20 protein-coding genes and 1 riboswitch are annotated in these 18,348 nt (G+C 43.2%); of the genes, 18 read left to right on the forward strand and 2 right to left on the reverse strand.

Annotation, left to right across the window (positions count from 1 at the left end; translation table 11 throughout):
• The first annotated feature begins 654 nt into the window (after nucleotides 1-654).
• The 12 genes from H509_RS0105480 to H509_RS0105535 all read left to right on the forward strand — a co-directional run bounded on the left by H509_RS0105480 (nucleotide 655) and on the right by H509_RS0105535 (nucleotide 11,267).
• Entirely contained in the window at nucleotides 655-1,314 is a 660-nt protein-coding gene (locus tag H509_RS0105480) for a hypothetical protein (protein WP_028544197.1), read from the forward strand.
• A gap of 348 nt (nucleotides 1,315-1,662) precedes the next feature.
• Nucleotides 1,663-2,373, forward strand: a complete 711-nt coding sequence (locus H509_RS0105485; RefSeq protein ID WP_028544198.1) for a transglycosylase SLT domain-containing protein — start codon at nucleotides 1,663-1,665, stop codon at nucleotides 2,371-2,373.
• 461 nt (nucleotides 2,374-2,834) lie between these two features.
• Nucleotides 2,835-3,098 (forward strand): hypothetical protein, encoded by a 264-nt coding sequence (locus H509_RS0105490; protein WP_028544199.1) that lies wholly within the window; start codon nucleotides 2,835-2,837, stop codon nucleotides 3,096-3,098.
• A gap of 162 nt (nucleotides 3,099-3,260) precedes the next feature.
• Nucleotides 3,261-3,512, forward strand: a complete 252-nt coding sequence (locus tag H509_RS0105495) for a DUF1858 domain-containing protein (protein WP_084159084.1) — start codon at nucleotides 3,261-3,263, stop codon at nucleotides 3,510-3,512.
• Entirely contained in the window at nucleotides 3,505-4,740 is a 1,236-nt protein-coding gene (locus H509_RS0105500) for a DUF438 domain-containing protein (RefSeq protein ID WP_028544201.1), read from the forward strand. Before H509_RS0105495 ends, H509_RS0105500 begins: the two co-directional genes overlap by 8 nt.
• 145 nt (nucleotides 4,741-4,885) lie before the next feature.
• A riboswitch (FMN riboswitch) is annotated at nucleotides 4,886-5,037 on the forward strand.
• Nucleotides 5,038-5,516: 479 nt separating this feature from the next.
• A complete protein-coding gene (gene ribD / locus H509_RS24355) occupies nucleotides 5,517-6,641 on the forward strand; it encodes a bifunctional diaminohydroxyphosphoribosylaminopyrimidine deaminase/5-amino-6-(5-phosphoribosylamino)uracil reductase RibD (protein ID WP_036696321.1) in 1,125 nt (374 codons plus the stop codon).
• 2 nt (nucleotides 6,642-6,643) lie between these two features.
• Entirely contained in the window at nucleotides 6,644-7,324 is a 681-nt protein-coding gene (gene ribE / locus H509_RS0105510; protein ID WP_028544202.1) for a riboflavin synthase, read from the forward strand.
• Between the two features lie 52 nt (nucleotides 7,325-7,376).
• Nucleotides 7,377-8,618, forward strand: a complete 1,242-nt coding sequence (locus H509_RS0105515) for a bifunctional 3,4-dihydroxy-2-butanone-4-phosphate synthase/GTP cyclohydrolase II (RefSeq protein ID WP_028544203.1) — start codon at nucleotides 7,377-7,379, stop codon at nucleotides 8,616-8,618.
• 26 nt (nucleotides 8,619-8,644) lie between these two features.
• Nucleotides 8,645-9,112: a 6,7-dimethyl-8-ribityllumazine synthase gene (ribH, locus tag H509_RS0105520; RefSeq protein WP_028544204.1), complete on the forward strand. Its 468-nt coding sequence runs from the start codon at nucleotides 8,645-8,647 to the stop codon at nucleotides 9,110-9,112.
• A gap of 67 nt (nucleotides 9,113-9,179) precedes the next feature.
• The gene (locus tag H509_RS0105525; RefSeq protein WP_028544205.1) at nucleotides 9,180-9,971 is read left to right on the forward strand and encodes a segregation and condensation protein A; all 792 of its coding nucleotides are present in this window, start codon (nucleotides 9,180-9,182) and stop codon (nucleotides 9,969-9,971) included.
• Nucleotides 9,940-10,548: an SMC-Scp complex subunit ScpB gene (gene scpB / locus H509_RS0105530; RefSeq protein ID WP_028544206.1), complete on the forward strand. Its 609-nt coding sequence runs from the start codon at nucleotides 9,940-9,942 to the stop codon at nucleotides 10,546-10,548. Before H509_RS0105525 ends, scpB begins: the two co-directional genes overlap by 32 nt.
• Nucleotides 10,548-11,267: a metal-dependent hydrolase gene (locus H509_RS0105535; protein ID WP_028544207.1), complete on the forward strand. Its 720-nt coding sequence runs from the start codon at nucleotides 10,548-10,550 to the stop codon at nucleotides 11,265-11,267. The genes scpB and H509_RS0105535 overlap by 1 nt, the downstream gene beginning before the upstream one ends.
• A gap of 167 nt (nucleotides 11,268-11,434) precedes the next feature.
• Here the strand turns inward: H509_RS0105535 and H509_RS0105540 are convergent, their stop codons facing one another.
• Nucleotides 11,435-12,658 carry a cation:proton antiporter gene (locus H509_RS0105540; RefSeq protein ID WP_028544208.1) on the reverse strand — a complete coding sequence of 408 codons (1,224 nt, stop codon included), beginning with the start codon at nucleotides 12,656-12,658 and terminating at the stop codon, nucleotides 11,435-11,437.
• Between the two features lie 3 nt (nucleotides 12,659-12,661).
• Nucleotides 12,662-13,180, reverse strand: coding sequence for a cation:proton antiporter regulatory subunit (locus H509_RS0105545; RefSeq protein ID WP_036696325.1), 519 nt, complete (start codon nucleotides 13,178-13,180; stop codon nucleotides 12,662-12,664).
• A gap of 288 nt (nucleotides 13,181-13,468) precedes the next feature.
• Here H509_RS0105545 and H509_RS0105550 point away from each other — a divergent pair, with 288 nt between their 5' ends.
• The 6 genes from H509_RS0105550 to H509_RS0105575 all read left to right on the forward strand — a co-directional run bounded on the left by H509_RS0105550 (nucleotide 13,469) and on the right by H509_RS0105575 (nucleotide 18,217).
• Nucleotides 13,469-14,155, forward strand: coding sequence for a DUF2953 domain-containing protein (locus H509_RS0105550; protein WP_036696457.1), 687 nt, complete (start codon nucleotides 13,469-13,471; stop codon nucleotides 14,153-14,155).
• On the forward strand, nucleotides 14,125-14,571 hold the full coding sequence (gene ytfJ / locus H509_RS0105555) for a GerW family sporulation protein (protein WP_028544211.1): 447 nt from the start codon (nucleotides 14,125-14,127) through the stop codon (nucleotides 14,569-14,571). Before H509_RS0105550 ends, ytfJ begins: the two co-directional genes overlap by 31 nt.
• 222 nt (nucleotides 14,572-14,793) lie before the next feature.
• Nucleotides 14,794-16,068, forward strand: coding sequence for a D-alanyl-D-alanine carboxypeptidase family protein (locus H509_RS24360; RefSeq protein WP_084159095.1), 1,275 nt, complete (start codon nucleotides 14,794-14,796; stop codon nucleotides 16,066-16,068).
• 30 nt (nucleotides 16,069-16,098) lie between these two features.
• Nucleotides 16,099-16,725, forward strand: a complete 627-nt coding sequence (locus H509_RS0105565; protein WP_028544212.1) for a nucleoside recognition domain-containing protein — start codon at nucleotides 16,099-16,101, stop codon at nucleotides 16,723-16,725.
• 43 nt (nucleotides 16,726-16,768) lie between these two features.
• Nucleotides 16,769-17,302 (forward strand): spore maturation protein, encoded by a 534-nt coding sequence (locus H509_RS0105570; RefSeq protein WP_028544213.1) that lies wholly within the window; start codon nucleotides 16,769-16,771, stop codon nucleotides 17,300-17,302.
• Nucleotides 17,303-17,467: 165 nt separating this feature from the next.
• Nucleotides 17,468-18,217, forward strand: a complete 750-nt coding sequence (locus tag H509_RS0105575; protein ID WP_028544214.1) for a pseudouridine synthase — start codon at nucleotides 17,468-17,470, stop codon at nucleotides 18,215-18,217.
• The last annotated feature ends 131 nt before the right edge of the window (nucleotides 18,218-18,348 follow it).

An 18,348-nucleotide genomic window follows, 5' to 3' on the forward strand; every position in this document is an offset into this window, starting at 1 on the left:
CCACTCAGAACCCTATGTTAAGCGAGGACTTACCTCGGGATGGATGAGTTCGAGGGGAAAAAATACTCGCTATAAGAGATATACAAGACAGATCCTATGACGAGAGATAGGAAACCTTTTAATAAAAGCTAAAGTTGGTGATTTGAACTGGATGGAATATAAGATGGCAGAAAACAAGCAATGGGTATTAGTGGTGATTGGAAAGTATACGTTACCACTAGTGATGGTTCTAATATGAATATTACTACTGTGGATGCTAGACAATTTTAACTGTCTCTAACAACATTTTTGCTTATTGCATTTATGCGGAGAACCCTAGAAACTAGGGCTTTTCTTTTATTAAAGTTTTCTTTATCACTCCTTATACAGTCTGTTTTGTAACAATTACTCTGTCTTAGACCAGTAATTCAATTAATAGAATTATGGAATTGCTTTGCCGAATCCATCCAGCAGCTAATTACTCCTGACTTATCCAGAAATTAAGTCTGAGTCATATTTTGAAGAGAGCGCTAAAAAGGTCATCTTGCTATCGGTACACAAAATCAGTATAATCCTGGAACACTTTTCTGTAGTCAACACTTTTTATGGTCGAGTCATCTAGAAATGGATTCAAGTATATTCATTTTGGAAAATTAAGGATGAAGGTAGTGAAGTATGGATTTGAATAGAAATTATAAGACATTTATGGTCGCAGGTTTTCTTATGATTTTGGTTGTTGTGTTGTTACTCATATACACGGGAGTTAATGCAGCACCAACCCTACCTACAGAGCGACTGCAAGAACTACGAGTAAGCTACCCCGCAAGTAATGCAGATCATCCCTACTATAACTCAAGAAGACTTACCTTTCAGGAAGTCGTGAATCAAGCTGAGTCCATCATTAGAGCAGAAGTTATAGGCCAACTACCAGAGTACGAAGTGGATTTATTTGGTGCGCCGAATACACCAGAATATAAAGTGAACGAAAAGAAAAAAAACCTGAGTATGCCAACAAGCGCAGCCAAATTTACACGGTATGAGGTCAAAGTGATAGAAACAATAAGTGGAATACCTGTTACAGGATCTATTGAATTAGTCTATAATTCAGACTTTAAAGGGGTTGAACCCGATCTAAAAACTGGAATGGAGATTATAACAACTATTGGCGCAGGGGAACGTTCGCATGCAGGAAAATACTTTTTTACTAGATATGGGACATATTACATCGTAGACAATGATTATGTTCTCTCAGCAGTAGATGATGACTTCTCAAAAAAAATGAATGGAAAAACAATGGAAACTTTGTTAGATGAAATTAAAGAAATAAAACCATAATCAGTTGATGACGAGTTCTCAATTAAGATGAACGGAAGACCATTAAAAGAATGTATTGATGAAATTAGCACGTTCTCTTTACCCGGACCCCGTAAATAAATGATGGTAAAATGCGTAATTTTATGGTATATACAGGAGACGCATTTTTTATTTTGGTAGGAGTGGCGGGTTTTTTTTAAAATGTAAGCGCATTCGTAAATGTGAAAACTTTCGAAAAAATAATGGAAATACATATAAAAGCGTGTTTTATTCTGAAATTTATGGTTTAATGTAAAAATGTATTCGGCAGAAACAACACCCTAGGAGAAAAGTCATAGTTCTCCAGGAGTACATTTCAAGGAGTTGGATATGGCTAAAATAGTTCTATCTTTGTTGGGAGCGGTAGTGTTTTTTACATCCTCTACTCAGCAAGAAACGAACAAGGCGGCACTGTTGTTAGAAAAATTCAAGGCAAGTCATGCCTATGTCATTGATTTTTCACGTTCATTTATAGCAAAGGCTGGTTCTAAAAAACCAGTTGATCAGCGGAAGGCTATTAAGCCTAAAGAAGTATCGGTACTAGGTGCGTCCAGCATACGCCCCGATGTTCCATCGATTAAGCTTCCAGACGATGTGTTGGATATGATCTGGCATGAAACGAGTAAAGAAGGGATCAACTATTTTATGTTTCTCGGCTTGATCAAGGCAGAGAGTAATTTTGATGGACATACGGTTTATCATAACGATAATGGCACAAGTGATTATGGCCTCGTGCAAATGAACTCACGGAACGTCAGCAGGTTGGCAAAAGAAATTGAAGTAGCCAAGATTGATGTTTTTAATCCGCAGCATAATGTGCTGCTAGGCATAGAAGAGTTAATCGAATGCCGTGCTTATTGGGAAGGCGAGTATGAAGGCAAGCAATTGGAGAAGGCGATGCTGCTAGCCTATAACCGCGGGCGTGCTGGCTCGAAGAAATGGATTGACAATAAAGGCGTACTGGATAGCGCCTATACCAAAAAGGTATTAAAATATAAACAGCAATTTGAGCATGAAGCGCAATTGGCTCAATCGCAATAAAGAGAACGATAACTATTATTGATGCAGGAATAAATAAATGACCGTTGGTTTACGTCATTTCATACCGTAATGAGAAGGAGCGCTTAATCACATATTGCGCGTTTGCAATCTAGTTCACTTTTATGACATGTTAAAGATCCCCTGTTTTCCCTCTCTCTCATTACACTTCCGAATACATGCTTTTCATAACAAATCAGATATACCTGCTATATTCCTGCATCTTATTCTTTTTGTAAGGGTGACTATTAACTTCCCTATTACTTATTGCTTGTCATGGACGTCCTCAACTTCATTTGGTATGTAAGTCTTGGTGTAAATAGACTATTCAGGCATATAGAGTCGTGCAGCCAATTGTGGTACCATATAAGGAGAGTTGCTCGAACTTCCAATTATTCAAAGGCAGATGAAGCAGCGATAAGGAAATACTCCTTTAGGATTTTCGCTGAAACGAGGTGTAAAGGTTGCTTTATAGTATCGTAGCAGTTGTTATAGTCATTGCCCTGACAGTATATGTTGTACTGCGGCGCTTTAAAAGTCGCAAAGCGAATCACAATATCGTGTCGATGAATAGGTATAAGGCCATGCAGCAGGGCAGTCAGAAATGTTCCTATTGCAAACAAAAGTCTAACAAGCTTATATTTTATGCAGATCATAATGGATCAGTGGTTGGAGCATGTAGACAGTGCCAGCCCATCGCAGAGCGCAAAGATATGCTGCCTATATGAGTGTACATAGCCCGTATTCCTGGGGACAGGGACACGGTTTTTTTGTGTTAAGCGACTAACATCTCCTTTTGTTAAAAAGTGATTGTAATCACAAGGAAGCTGCTCATCCTGTGTTACATTTCTTTTGAGAAGAATTCTCATTTTAAAAATGGGGTGATTAGGTTGGGTACATCCTCAGTGGATTTAGGTAAAAGTATATATGAATTGTGCGAAGCAAATGAGGAGATCGTCTCGATTATGGTGCAGTTGGGGTTTGATCAAATTGCAAATCCGATCATTCGTAATACGGCGGGCCGTGCGATGACCATTCCTAAAGGCGCCAAATGTAAAGGGATATCCATTGGTATTATTATAGAAGCCTTTGAACAAGCGGGTTATACGGTCATTGGAAAGGAGCTGTATACGTATGAGTGAGATCATTAACAATCGGGAACGAGATCGATTAAATAATAGCATGCGTCAGCAATTGTTAAAGGATATCATTAAGCAGCTTCATGAAGGTAAAAGTGCTGACGACGTTAAGCGTCAATTTGAGGAAGCTGTTGGGGACGTCACCGTGGCAGAAATATCTGCCTTGGAACATGCGTTAATACAGGAAGAAGGCATTCCGGTGGCAGAGGTACAGCGGCTTTGTTCTGTCCATACCGCCGTATTTAAAGGATCGATTCAAGACATTCATCAGCCAGCAGCTACGGAGGAAGTGGGCCACCCGATTCATACCTTTAAGCGGGAGAACCGTGAGTTGGAACAACTGGTTCAATTTAAGCTTGTGCTTCATACAGAACGATTTGCTAAGGATGATCAGGAGCACCATAAAAGCAAGCTGCTCGAAGACCTGACACAGTTGAAGGAAATAGACAAGCATTACAGTCGTAAGGAAAATTTGTTGTTCCCCTATTTGGAGAAATACGGTATTTTTGGACCGACACAGGTGATGTGGGGAGTGGACGATAACATTCGTTTGCTGCTAAAAGACGTAGGGCGGCAATTAGAAGCCTATGTAGCAGGCAGCGGATGCCAGCAAGCAATAGTTGAATTGCTGCACCATATAATACAAGAAGTTAACGAGATGATCTATAAAGAGGAAAATATATTATTTCCAATGGCGATGCAGACGTTAACTGAAGACGAATGGGTTCGAATTGCAGCCGAGAGCGAGCAGATCGGATATTTCCTAACTGAGCCGAGTGGGGTTTGGGTTCCTGCACGCGAGCAGTTGGATTCGGGTGAATTAGTAGAGGGAGTTATACGCATGGAAACAGGCGTATTATCCGTGGCTCAACTGGAGCTGATGATGAACCATCTGCCGGTGGACCTGACGTTTATTGATGAGCACGATGTTGTGCGTTATTACAGCCACGGCAAAGATCGTATATTTACGCGTACTCCGTCCGTGATCGGACGTACGGTCCAAAATTGCCATCCACCGCAAAGTGTCCACATCGTTAATCAACTGCTGGAGGACTTTAAAGCTGGACGCAAAGAAGCAGAAGATTTTTGGATTCAGTTCAGGGACAAATATGTATTCATTCGTTACTTTGCTGTCCGAAATGCGGCAGGGGAATATAAAGGCACATTGGAGTTCACGCAAAACATTAAACCTATCCAAGAAATTACGGGGGAGAAACGAATCCATTCGTAAGGGGAAGAACGGTATACTTTAGTCAATAGAATGTAATCTTCCAATGTAACATAACTGATTATTTCAAATAGTTGCAAATGTTCCAGGTCGATGATACACTAATTCCATAATAACTAGATTGAACATATACATTTTCATATCGTTGACAAACCTTCAGGGCAGGGTGCAATTCCCGACCGGCGGTGTTGAATGAGCTTAGCTTATTCTTAGTCCGTGACCCGTAAGAGGATAACCTCAAGCGGTGGATCTGGTGAGACTCCAGAGCCGACAGTATAGTCTGGATGGGAGAAGGGAGTCAGGATGTAGCTTTATGATGGGGACAGTTGTATCCTTTTTAAAGACATATAGCTGAGCAGCCTTTTATTTAGCTATGCAACGTGTTTTTTTTCACAATAATTAAAGCAGGATGCTTCCGTGTTTCGGTTTTCTGGATATGGAAGTTTATATCGGTGTATCCTTTGTGAGGATACGATCAATCCTTTTGTCCATCCGTGGATGTTGGACTTCTTTATTGTGGGAGAGAATATATACCTGAGTCTATACATTTCCTATACGCCCTTCGGAGGTTATCCGGAGGGCTTTTTGTTTTTACTCGCTCTTTTACAGCCGTGTGATTAAGTGCTTGGAGGTGTAAGCCGTACATGAATGTTGCTGTTCATGGAATCCTAAGATCAACGAGTGAAAGGAAGCAAATTGACCGCTTTTAGCTTGTTAGGCGCCAACTTCTTATGATTTCATTCCCAATTCGTTAAGCAGCTCTAGTCAAGGAGGATGTTATGCACACCGTAATAAACGATGAATTTTATATGAAGCTTGCAATTGGGCTAGCAGAACGGATAGTCGGCCAGACTGGCATCAATCCTGCTGTGGGCTGCGTTATCGTAAATGACGGTCAAATTGTTGGTATGGGAGCGCACTTGAAGCGCGGTGAGGGCCACGCTGAAGTTCATGCCTTACAGATGGCGGGACCACGTGCTGATGGTGGAACTGCGTATGTGACTCTTGAGCCATGCAGTCATTATGGCAAGACACCACCATGCAGCTTACGACTAATGGAGGCGGGCGTAAAGCGGGTCGTAGTTGCGTGTACAGATCCTAATCCTGTTGTAGCGGGTCGTGGCTTAACTTTGCTGCGCGAGCATGCTATTGAAGTCAAGGTGGGGGTGTTAGCCGCCGAGGCTGAGCGGATTATCGAGCCATTTGCCAAATACATTACGACAGGATTACCTTATGTCACACTGAAAACAGCGCAAACATTGGACGGCAAAATTGCGACTCATGAAGGACACAGTCAATGGATTACGAACGAGCAGGCAAGGGAAGTGGTGCACACACTGCGTCACCGACATCAAGCTATTATGGTAGGCATTGGAACGGTATTACAAGATGATCCCTCTTTGACGACTCGTTTGTCTGTACAAGGGCTGAACCCTATCCGTTTAATTGTGGACTCCCAATTAAGTCTGCCGTTGAACGCCAAAGTCGTCAGGGACCAGTTGGCCCCAACTTGGGTCCTTACAACGATGAATGCGGATCAGGAGCGAGCCATTGCGCTAGAACGTCTTGGCGTAACGGTTATTCGGATAAATAAAGGAAAACGTGTGGACGTACGAAAGGCAATAGCAGCATGCGGTCAGCGCGAGATTAGTTCCATATTATTGGAAGGTGGAGGACATCTGAATGGCTCGATGCTGGAAGCGGGCTTGATCGACCGAGTTGTGTTGATGATGGCTCCTAAAATAGTAGGGCATCCAGATGCACCAGGAAGCTTTATGTTCCCAGGGCCTGCAAAGATGAGTGATGCATATTGTCTGGAACAAGTTAGCGTCGAAGTGTTAGGTAATAACATCATCATAAAAGGCGTGCCAGGTCGGCATGAGCAAGAGAGAGAGGAGGAATAGCTATGTTTACGGGACTAATTGAAGAAATTGGGACGATGCAATCTCTTTCCAAACGTGGAGAAGCGATGGTATTACGTATTAAAGCCTCCAAAGTGCTTGCTGGTATAACACTTGGCGATAGCATTGCCGTTAATGGGGTCTGTTTAACCGCGACTTCTTTTGACAATTCATCGTTTTGTGCTGATGTTATGCCGCAAACTTTTCGACATACTAATCTGAAAGACCTGAGTCCTGGGCAGCCCGTTAATTTAGAACGGGCGATGGCAGGGAATGGGCGGTTTGGGGGGCATATCGTTCAAGGACATGTGGATGGAACTGCGGTCATTACACGACGTACACCAGACGCCAATGCGATTGTGTTTGAATTTCGAGTAGAAGGGTCTGAGTTGGAACGATACATGATCCCAAAAGGCTCTATTACTATTGATGGCATTAGTCTGACACTCATTCAGGCCTACGAGGGCGGCTTTGCGGTTTCGATTATTCCTCATACATTAGCTCAGACTGCGCTGGAGAAAAAGCAGCCTGGTGATACCGTAAATATCGAATGTGACATTGTTGGTAAATATGTGGAGCATCTGCTTCGTTATGGTTCCGGCTCAAGAGGCCATAATACAGCTAATACATCTGCCAAGTCGTCTACAATGAGTGCTGCGTTTTTAGCCGAAAATGGATTTATTTAATTTTATAAGCAAGACATACAACATCCGTTAGACAGGAAAGGAGCGGTTACTTATGGACAACCAATTTCGTTTTGATTCCATTGAAGAAGCGATAAACGATTTAAAACAGGGGAAAGTCATCATTGTAGTAGACGATGAGGATCGGGAGAATGAAGGCGATTTTGTGGCATTAGCAGATATGGCAACACCCGAAGTGATTAACTTTATGATTTCTGAGGGGCGTGGGCTAGTATGCGTGCCCATTTCTTCAGAACGTGCTGATGAACTTGAGTTGCCTCCGATGGTGACACACAATACGGATAATCATGAGACGGCATTTACGGTTTCGATTGATCATGTGAGTACCTCTACAGGAATTTCGGCCCATGAGCGGTCCCAGACGATACTGGCTTTAATGGAGCCAACTGCAAAAGCAGCAGATTTCCGAAGACCAGGTCATATTTTTCCATTAATCGCGAAAAAGGGTGGCGTGCTGAGACGAGCAGGTCATACAGAAGCAGCAGTTGATTTAGCTCGGATGTGCGGCTCAGCTCCAGCAGGTGTAATCTGTGAAATTATAAAAGAAGACGGATCGATGGCGCGTCTTCCAGATCTGGTGGAATTCAAGAAAGCGCACAATATGAAGCTAATTAGTATTCAAGATCTTATTCAATATCGTAACGAAACCGAAAATCTAGTTAAGCAAGAAGTTGAAGTTAACATGCCGACGGACTTTGGCCAGTTTCGGGTAGTTGCTTTTACGAATGAAGTAGACAACAAAGAGCATGTTGCCTTAGTAAAAGGAGAGATTGACCCCGAGCAGCCGATTCTTGTGCGGGTGCATTCGGAATGTTTGACAGGTGATGTGTTCCATTCCCACCGTTGCGATTGCGGACCACAGTTTGCAGCAGCGCTGCGTAATATCGAGCAGGAGGGCACAGGAGTGCTGCTTTATATGCGTCAGGAGGGACGCGGTATTGGACTAATTAACAAACTGAAAGCTTATAAGCTGCAAGAGCAAGGTTATGATACGGTTGATGCCAACCTAAAATTGGGATTTGCACCAGATCTGCGTGATTATGGAATTGGGGCGCAAATGCTCAAACACCTTGGTGTGAGATTTATTCGGCTTATGACAAACAATCCGCGCAAAATTAAGGGGTTAGAAGGTTATGGGCTAAAAATTGTGGAGCGGGTTCCGATCCAAATGGCGGCTAATGAAGACAACACCAACTATTTGCATACGAAGCAAGCTAAACTGGGCCACATGCTAACTTTTGATGTTGTAGAGCAAAATGAAAATACTAACATATAAACTTAAATTTAAGAGGAGGCTATTACATGCCACACATATTCGAAGGACATTTAGTATCAGAAGGTTTAAAATATGGGATCGTTGCTGGACGTTTTAATGAATTTATCGTATCCAAGTTAGTATCAGGTGCATTGGATGCGTTAAAGCGACATGGCGTTAAGGAAGAGGAAATTGATGTCGCTTGGGTGCCAGGTGCATTTGAAATCCCGTTAATTGCGCAAAAGATGGCTGAGAGCGGTAAATATGATGCGGTTATCACTTTGGGGGCGGTTATACGAGGCGCGACACCTCATTTTGACTTCGTATGTAATGAAGCAGCGAAGGGGGTTGCACAGGTTGGCTTGAAGACAGGTGTGCCTACAGTGTTTGGTGTGTTAACGACGGATACGATTGAACAGGCCATTGAACGTGCAGGAACAAAAGCAGGAAATAAAGGTTGGGAATCAGCAGCGACTGCAATTGAGATGGCAAACTTGACGAAACAGTTAAAATAGTGCTTAGTTAATGTAGTACCCTTTTTAGGGTGCTACATTTGTTTTATAGTTCAGGAGGTTTTATCGGTTGTCCGTTACATATAAATTGCAATCGTTTGAAGGGCCGCTTGATTTGCTGCTCCATCTAATTGATAAAGCTGAAATTAATATTCAGGATATATCGATTAGTGAGATTACAGATCAATATCTCGAATATTTACACAGCATGCATGAGTTGGAGCTAGAGGTGACAAGCGAGTTCCTTGTTATGGCAGCAACGTTATTGTCGATGAAATCGAAGCAGCTGCTGCCGAAGCCTCCCGTCATGGACTGGGAAGACTTCCCTGAGTATGAGGAAGAAGAGTATGATCCGCGTGAGGAGCTTATTCGAAAACTGATAGAATATCGGAAATACAAAGGAATAGCTGAACATTTACGCGAAAAGGAGACGGAGCGTAGTTTAATCTTTTCAAAGGAAGCGGAAGATTTAACACCTTTTTTGCCGAATACTCCAAGCAATCCGGTGGAAGGGCTGCATGTGGACGATTTAATCCAAGCCTTTCAGCGTGCGCTGCGTAAGGCAGTTAGAAGAACACAAGTGGCTACCATTCACCGTGACGAAATATCGGTCAAAGATCGGATAAGAGACATCGTTACGATATTAAAGCCTTCGGGAAAAGGGTCTAAAGTAATGTTTTCCCATTTGCTTCATCAGGAAATGTCACGGCATGAAATTGTAGTGACTTTTTTAGCTTTGTTGGAATTGATGAAGCTCAAACAGATTCGTTGTTACCAAGATCAATTATTTGAGGACATTGTGATTCAATGGCACGGGGAGTTGGAGTCGGATGGAATTTCAGACGTTGAAGTCGATTATTGAGGGCTTGTTATTTATGGTCGGTGAAGAAGGGCTAAGTTTAAAGCAATTGGCCGAAATTACCGAAATTCGCGCTGAGGTGGTGGAAGAGGCGTTACATGATTTGAAAGGGGATTTGGAACGTGCCAAGCGTGGTATTCAATTGGTGGAAATTGCGGGTATGTTCCACCTAACGACGCTGCCTGAGCATGTGCCTTACTTTGAACGTATGGCTTATTCACCGTCCCGCTCATCGTTGTCACAAGCCGCTCTCGAAACGTTATCCATTGTAGCCTACCGACAACCGATCACACGCGTAGAAATTGAAGAAGTGCGGGGGGTCAAATCCGATCGTGCCATTCAAACATTAGTGAACAAGGATCTGATTGAAGAGGTAGGCCGTGCTGAAGCGATAGGGCGGCCTATTTTGTATGGAACTACCAAATCTTTCCTTGACTATTTTGGGTTGTCTAACTTATCCGAGCTGCCAGAGGCGTCAGAATTTGAACGTACAGAAGGCTTGGAGGAGGAAACTCAGCTGTTGTTCGAGAAGTTAGAAGGCAGGCAGTTAACTATTGAAGATGTAGGAGGCGATAAATAGTGCGGTTTACATTCCACGGTCATGCTTGTGTGGAAATTCAAAGCGACAAGCATCGTTTGATTATCGATCCTTTTTTGACCAGTAATCCATCCACAACTGTTCAGGCAGTAGATATTCAAGTGGATACTGTTCTGCTGACACACGGACACGGAGATCATATTGAAGACGCCGCGGCAATTGCTAACCACAATGATGCAACCGTTGTGGCGATCGTTGAATTAGCTGACTTTATGTCCAAGCAAGGTGTTCACTCAACGATCGGGATGAACCTGGGTGGGGGCGCAGAGTTGTCTTTTGGTCATATCAAGTGGGTTCCTGCGCTGCACAGCTCTTCTTTCTCGGTTGACGGTCAAAATGTGTACTTGGGTAATCCTGCCGGCATTGTACTGCAAATAGATGGGATTACGATATATCATGCGGGTGATACAGCTTTGTTTAGTGATATGAAGTTAATCGGTGAACGATATAAGCCGGATATTGCCTTTCTTCCGATCGGCAGCTTCTTTACGATGGACCCTGTAGACGCGCTGCAAGCTGCGCAATGGGTGCAGGCGAAGCATGTGGTTCCTGTGCATTACAATACGTTTCCGCCTATTCGTCAAGATGGCCGTGCTTTTGTAGAGAAGCTGGCAGAGCTTCATATTCAGGGTCACTACATGGAGCCGGGACAGACGTTAAATACAGCAAATTGGTCAGTTTGTACGGATATGCCGCTTTAAAATGAATAGATAGGTTTAAATTTGTCAGAATATTTAAGAAACAAAGAGCAAGTAGCATGCACTACCATCTCTGATGTGCAGTATTGGATGCTACTTGCTCGTTTAAACTCCGGTTCATGGTCCTACAACATAGCGCCTGTCGGGAAGGGATATCGTTTCACATGTTGTTATTCGGTATGGTCAGGAGCTGCTTTCTTCTTACGGATTAAGAAATGTCGAAGACGTACATAACCGTCATAAATGTTTTTGGACTCTTTGGTCAGCAGTGGCCCTATGACAGCCAAAATTAACACGTACAGCACCGCAAAAGATTGCACTGAAGCAAGCAAGCCGCCTGCTTTCCCAATGTTAGCCATAATAATGGAGAACTCGCCGCGTGACACAAGTGTTAGTCCAACGTTTAAGGATGCTTTTGGTGAAGTGCCTGCAATCTTTCCTGCAATTATTCCAGCTGTCAGATTGCCAATAATCGTCAGCACAACAGCAATCAGTACCATACCAATCGCCCCACCTAAAGAAGACGGTTCAATAGTAAGACCGAAACTAAAGAAAAACAGTGCGCCAAAAAAATCACGCAGCGGCATCACTTGTTGTTCGATCCGTTTTACATGTCTGGACTCCCCCAGAACTAACCCAATCATTAACGCCCCAATGGCTTCAGCTACGTGTAATGTTTCTGAGAACCCTGCGACCATAAAGAGCAAAGTTAAAATAATGAGTAAAAATAGTTCTGATGATTTTACGTTTAAGGCGACATCAATGTACTTTATAATTTTTCTTCCCAAGTACAAAAACAAGACTATAAATAGCAACGCTGTGATTGAGATCAGCAGCACGCTAAGGAAAGAAGTCGCACCGCTCAAAATTAAGCCTGTTAAGATGGAAATATGAATTGCAACAAACAAATCGTCAAACATAATCATACCCATAATAATTTCGGTTTCCGGGTTGGCCGTTCTTTTTAAATCGACGAGCACCTTAGCAACAATTGCAGTTGAAGAGCTTGTCATAATCCCGCATACAACTAAAGTTTCTTTTAACGGCAGCCCAAACATCCAGCCAATTATTAATCCGGATACAAAGTTTAAAACAATATAAAAGACGCCTCCTGCCAAGATCGCTTTCCCTGATTTGAGCAGACGGGCAATTGAAAATTCCAAACCTAAATAAAACAGTAAAAATAAAATACCGAGCCTGCCCATAAACTCGATAAAAGACGAACTTTCAATAAAACGAAGATCAATAATCCAGAAATGAGGAGCATGTGGACCAACGGCCATCCCAATCAAGATGTAAAAGGGAATGACGGAAAAGCGCAGCTTGGCGGAAAGCAGTCCAGTCATGGTTATAAGTGCGAGCGCAACACCTATTTCAAATATGAGCATTTCCATAGGCTATAACTTTCCGCTCTCGAGTAGTTGTTTTAATTGGTTTACTTGTGCTCGTTCTCCCGCCACGACCAACGTTAGCCCTTCGACAAATTTGTACTGCGCCCCAGGATTGATTAGTGTTGTCTTGTTATGTTCAACGACAGCCAAAATAGTAGCGCCAGTAACGTGGCGAACATTTAATTCCCCAATCGTTTTGCCAAGACATAAGGATTGAGGGGCCAAGCGAAGCCATTCAATAAGCAGGCCGCCCAGCATGACTTCCCGTTCTTTTTCTTGCTCTGGCATATAAGAGATGCCGCCCATTATGAGGGCAAGTGCTTTCGCTTCTTCTTCATCAAGCGTCAGCATGGACAACATGTTATCACCATCTTCATTGTCCATCTGGAACAAATCGTAACGCTGATCGTGATGGACAACGATAACTAGGTTTTCTCCACTTCGCGTGCGTAGGTTATATTTGCGTCCAATGCCAGGTAGATCGGTTTCTTTGAAATGCAGGCTGCTTTGTCCCCTATGGTTCATAAAATACATCCCTCCCTAAATCGACTTTTCTTCCCGGTTTGTAAAGGCTTACAACGTTGTACATATGAATCCTTTGCTCCTTTCCTCATGCTTAATTGTAGAGACTACCCGAATAGTCTCCCAAATTAAAGCATACCAGACCTGACGATAAAATCTATCATTCGAGAGAAATGAATTCGTTTTTTTTAATTTGTGAACATGTTTATCAGGAATGAAAAAGACGAATGGCAAGCAAGCAGCAGGGTCATAATACGGTTAGGATGGAAAAGGAAGGTGTTTTTCGTGAATATGTGGACGTTTATCGTGTTACTATTGGTAGTTCTTTTTCTTTTGCTTGTGATCAGTATGTTGATGTCCAATATTGAAGTTAAACTGCTTTTTCATAAATCGGGTCGATATGAGCGAATATGGGTGGGCATACGGGTATGGCATGGTATTATACGTTGGCGTTATGAGATAAAGTCCATCCAATTTAAAGGAATGGGGGAGGGATTTCAATTAGGTGTGCAGCATAAAGATAACTTTGGTACAGGTCATGCTGGCAGTTATCAGGATAATGTCAACAAGCAAAAAATAAGAAGGGCTATTAATTGGGTGGATTTGTGGAAAAAGCATATTTACGGCATCACACAGTGGCTCAAAGAAACGTTGTTCAAAATTAAAGTGACTCAGTTTGTATGGGATACTGAGGTTGGAGCGGGACGAGCACCTGATACAGCCATTTTGTCAGGTTTGACATGGAGTGCAACTACGGTTGCGACAGGGCTGATGACACGTTATTTTCGATTTATAGACAGGCCGCACGTTGAAGTGGTCCCCCATTTTAATACTCCATACTTTTCCACTCGTGTCGTTTGTATAAGCCGTATTCGGGTGTCACAAGCTATAGGAGCAGTTCTTGTGCTTATATACCGCATGATGCGGGTAGAAGGAGGATTAAGGCCATGGCGGATCATCCAATCGAAGGCCTCATGAGGGCCGCCCTTGAAAATATAAAGGCTATGGTTGACGTTAACGCGATAGTTGGCGATCCGGTGCAGACACCAGACGGAAGCATCATTTTGCCGATTAGCCGCGTCGGAATCGGCTTTGCTGCTGGTGGTAGTGATTTCCGCGTGGAAAGTAAAGACGACCATCGTGGTGAGCATGCTGGCGGTCAAAACCATACGAAGCCGTTTGGCGGCGGAAGCGGGGGCGGTGTGTACATCAATCCAATTGCTTTTTTAGTAGTAGGAAAGCATGGCGTACAAGTGGTATCAGTGGACAATCAGACGCATCTGCTAGAAAAATTAATTGACTCTGCACCGCATGTCATCGACCGCATTGAAGCGATGTTTAAGCGTCCAAGCAAACAAGAGAAGCCAACGTCGGATGACATTATCATCCCATGACGGATTAACTAGTATAGCGTCAATTGCTGCATACCGCCGCACATGTCCGATGCATTTCAAGCGGATGCCGCGCAGTGCGAATTGGCGCTTTTTGCTGATTGCTTCACGATTACATTTTTATTCATTTAAAGTTTAATGTTAGTGCTTGGACATACCTGCCAGTTTGCATGCATACATATGGAGTAACTTCGTAGGGGTGTCTGGAAGATGAAGGAGGATTATATGTTGCAAACCAAATCCAAATGGAACAGCATTTTGCTTAGTTTAACCTTACTTTGCATGACGATACTCCCTTTATTTATTAGCGAAAAAGGGTATGCGAAGTCCTACAGGATCACTTCATTGCAGGAGCAGCCAATAAAGCAAGAAAAGAACCCTGTCGCCAAGCCTGACACAAATGCACGGGCGGCAGCGCTTATTGACGTAACTACTGGACGAATTCTGCATAGTGAAAATGGAGATAAAGAACTGCCGATGGCTAGTACAACCAAGGTTATGACAGCAATTGTAGCCATTGAAGCAGGCAAATTGCAGGCGAAAGTAAAGACAAGCAAACGAGCATATGCAAAAGAAGGCTCATCTATTTATTTACGGCTAGGCGAGGAAATGTCACTACATCATATGCTTTACGGATTAATGCTTAGATCAGGTAACGATGCGGCTACTGCCATCGCAGAGCATGTAGGGGGATCAGAAGAAGGTTTTGTATATTTAATGAATCAAAAGGCAGAAGAACTAGGTCTGGAACATACACAATTTCGTAATCCACATGGTTTGGACGAGCCTGGACACTACACAACGGCTAATGATTTAGCACGATTAAGTGCGTATGCGTTGCAAAATGCTACCTTCCGTGAAATTGTAAAAACGAAAGTCAAGGTGGCTCCGAATCCTAACGATCAATGGGATTACAAATGGGCAAACAAAAATAAAATGCTTCGTTTGTATGAAGGTGCAGATGGAGTGAAGACGGGTTACACGAAGCAGGCTTTACGATGCCTCGTAAGTTCTGCAACACGCAATGGACAGCAGTTGGCTGCTGTGACGTTAAATGATGGATCAGATTGGGTGGATCACGAAAAGATGCTGGATTATGGCTTTTCCTCATACCCTATTTATACGTTAATAGAAAAAAGTCAGAAAGTGGAAGGGTATCCGTTGCAGACGGTTCGGGAATGGAGGTATCCATTGTCAGAGCAAGAGCGTACGAACACAACCTTCAAAGTTGATTTGCTGGAGCAGGACAGCCTTGATTATAAATTAGGGTACCGAGGGCATTTGAAAGTGTTGTTGCACGATGTGGAAATAGGAAGCGTGCCGCTCGTCGAAACGGCAAAATCACCACAACCAACAATACAGCGAAGCGGGGCGGGGCAAGCAGCATCTTTTGCAGATATAGACCGAATTTCTCAAAAGGAAGCGAAGGCCGTTCAAGAGCAAGCCTGGCTGCAACATTTTCAAACTGTAGCCGTTGAATTGTTTCGACTGGGAACATAGATTAAGGGGTTACAGGGGGAGTAGATATTTATGATTAACGTCATCTGGATCTTTATGCTAGTAGTTGGCTTTGTAGCCGCTGCGGCGCAAGGACGAGTGGAGGTCGTAACTGAAGCCGTATTTGATGGTGCTAAAACAGGAGTTAGTGTCAGCTTTGGTTTAATTAGCATCATGGTATTTTGGTTGGGGATGATGCGAATAGCTGAGGATGCAGGGCTGCTGCAAAGACTGGCGAAGCTACTCGGCCCTATTGTGCGATATTTGTTTCCTGATGTGCCGCGTAATCATCCGGCATTGGGTTTTATTATGTCCAACATGAGTGCTAATTTGCTTGGCCTTGGCAACGCCGCGACCCCGATGGGCATTCGTGCGATGCAGGAGCTGCAAAAAATTAATCCGGACAAGTCCGTAGCTTCTCCTGCGATGTGTACACTGCTAGCTATCAATACTTCCAGCATTACGTTAATACCAACAACATTAATTGCCATCAGGATGAATTTTGGTTCCGCCCATCCAGCCGAAATTGTTGGAACGACGTTAATAGCTACCATTATTGCTACGATAGCTGCTATTTTGGCGGATCGTTGGTACAGAAGCAGGCATACGCCGCCGATTGTACCTTCACTACCTCAACAAGATCAAGCAGCGGCTGGTTAGAACTTGAGCAACGCCGATACTTTTGAAGAGAGGGAGGATATCCGTGTACGCGTTAATCTCTACGATATCGACGTGGGCGATACCTGCTATTATCGTATTTATTCCTTTATATGCATACTTTAAAAGAGTTCCGGTATATGAGTCGTTTGTAGAAGGAGCAAAAGACGGTTTCCAAACCTCCATTAATATTATTCCTACTCTTGTTGGTATGATGGTTGCGATTAGCGTATTTCGGGCATCAGGAGCAATGGATTGGATTGTGAGCTTGATGAGACCGCTCCTTGATCTGTTTGGAGTTCCTGGCGAAGTTATGCCACTTGCGTTTTTGCGCCCTATTACAGGTGCGGGCTCGTTAGCTTTTACAACAGATCTCATTAAAACGTTTGGTCCAGACTCATTGATTGGTCGCATCGCATCTACGATACAAGGGAGTACGGATACGACGTTATATGTTTTAACTGTTTATTTTGGTGCTGTAGGCATACGTAAAGGCAGATACGCTCTAAAGGTGGGACTGTTTTCGGATATGGTTGGTTTTGTGGCAGCAATCGTTATTTGTATGATTATATTTACATAAAGCAACAAGTAGATTAATTTAGGCATTTATATCCGATTTTAGATCGGGCAAACTCCTTGTAAAGCGGGAGTTTGCCCTTTGTTTTGTATTTCGACAAGTTTTTGAACGATTAACTTGTGGTATCGTTCACAAACGGATATCATAGTTGTGAGGTGAATGACACAAATGGAAGAACGTCTACAGAAAATTATGGCAAACGCGGGTGTTGCGTCACGCCGCAAGTGTGAACAATATATTCTTGAAGGAAAGGTGCAAGTTAATGGCGAGACGGTAGAAACGCTTGGAATTAAAGCGAATCCTCGCAAGGACATCATTACCGTTAATGGACGTCCGATTAACAAGTTGGCGCAAGCGGACAAAATCGTCGTTGCTCTTCATAAGCCTAAGGGAGTCATTACGAGTATGTCTGATCCCGAAGGTCGCAAGACAGTAAAAGACTTTATTAAAGGCATCAAAACTCGTGTGTATCCGATTGGTCGACTTGATTATGACACAGAGGGTTTGCTGCTGTTTACCAATGACGGCGAGCTGGCTAACCGCTTGACACACCCTCGTCATCACGTGGGCAAGATCTATTGGGCAACGGTTAAAGGTGTTCCCCACGGTGATGCATTAGAGAAGCTTAAGCACGGTATTATGCTGGAAGATGGCATGACTCAGCCCGCAGAAGTGGAATACCATGACGTCGATCTGGAGAAGAATGAAGCCACGATCAGTATCATTATTTATGAAGGTCGTAACCGACAAGTTCGCCGGATGTTTGAAGCAATCGGCCACAAAGTGATTCGTTTAAGACGGATTCAGTTCGGGAACATAACGCTGCACGGATTAGCACGTGGGAAGCACCGCTTGCTGACGAAATCTGAAATAAATGAACTGAAACAGTCGATTAAGACAATATCTGGTGATAAATAGGAAGTTTCGTACAGTCTATGACACATAATTTTCATATTGAGGAAGAAATGGCCGACTTGTGTTGGATTATAATGGACGTTAATGGTGTAATCAAATTGTTGCAAGTCAACCGCCTAGATGTGAAAAAAGTC

This window comes from Paenibacillus taiwanensis DSM 18679 (genome assembly GCF_000425125.1).
GTDB lineage: Bacteria > Bacillota > Bacilli > Paenibacillales > Paenibacillaceae > Paenibacillus_B > Paenibacillus_B taiwanensis.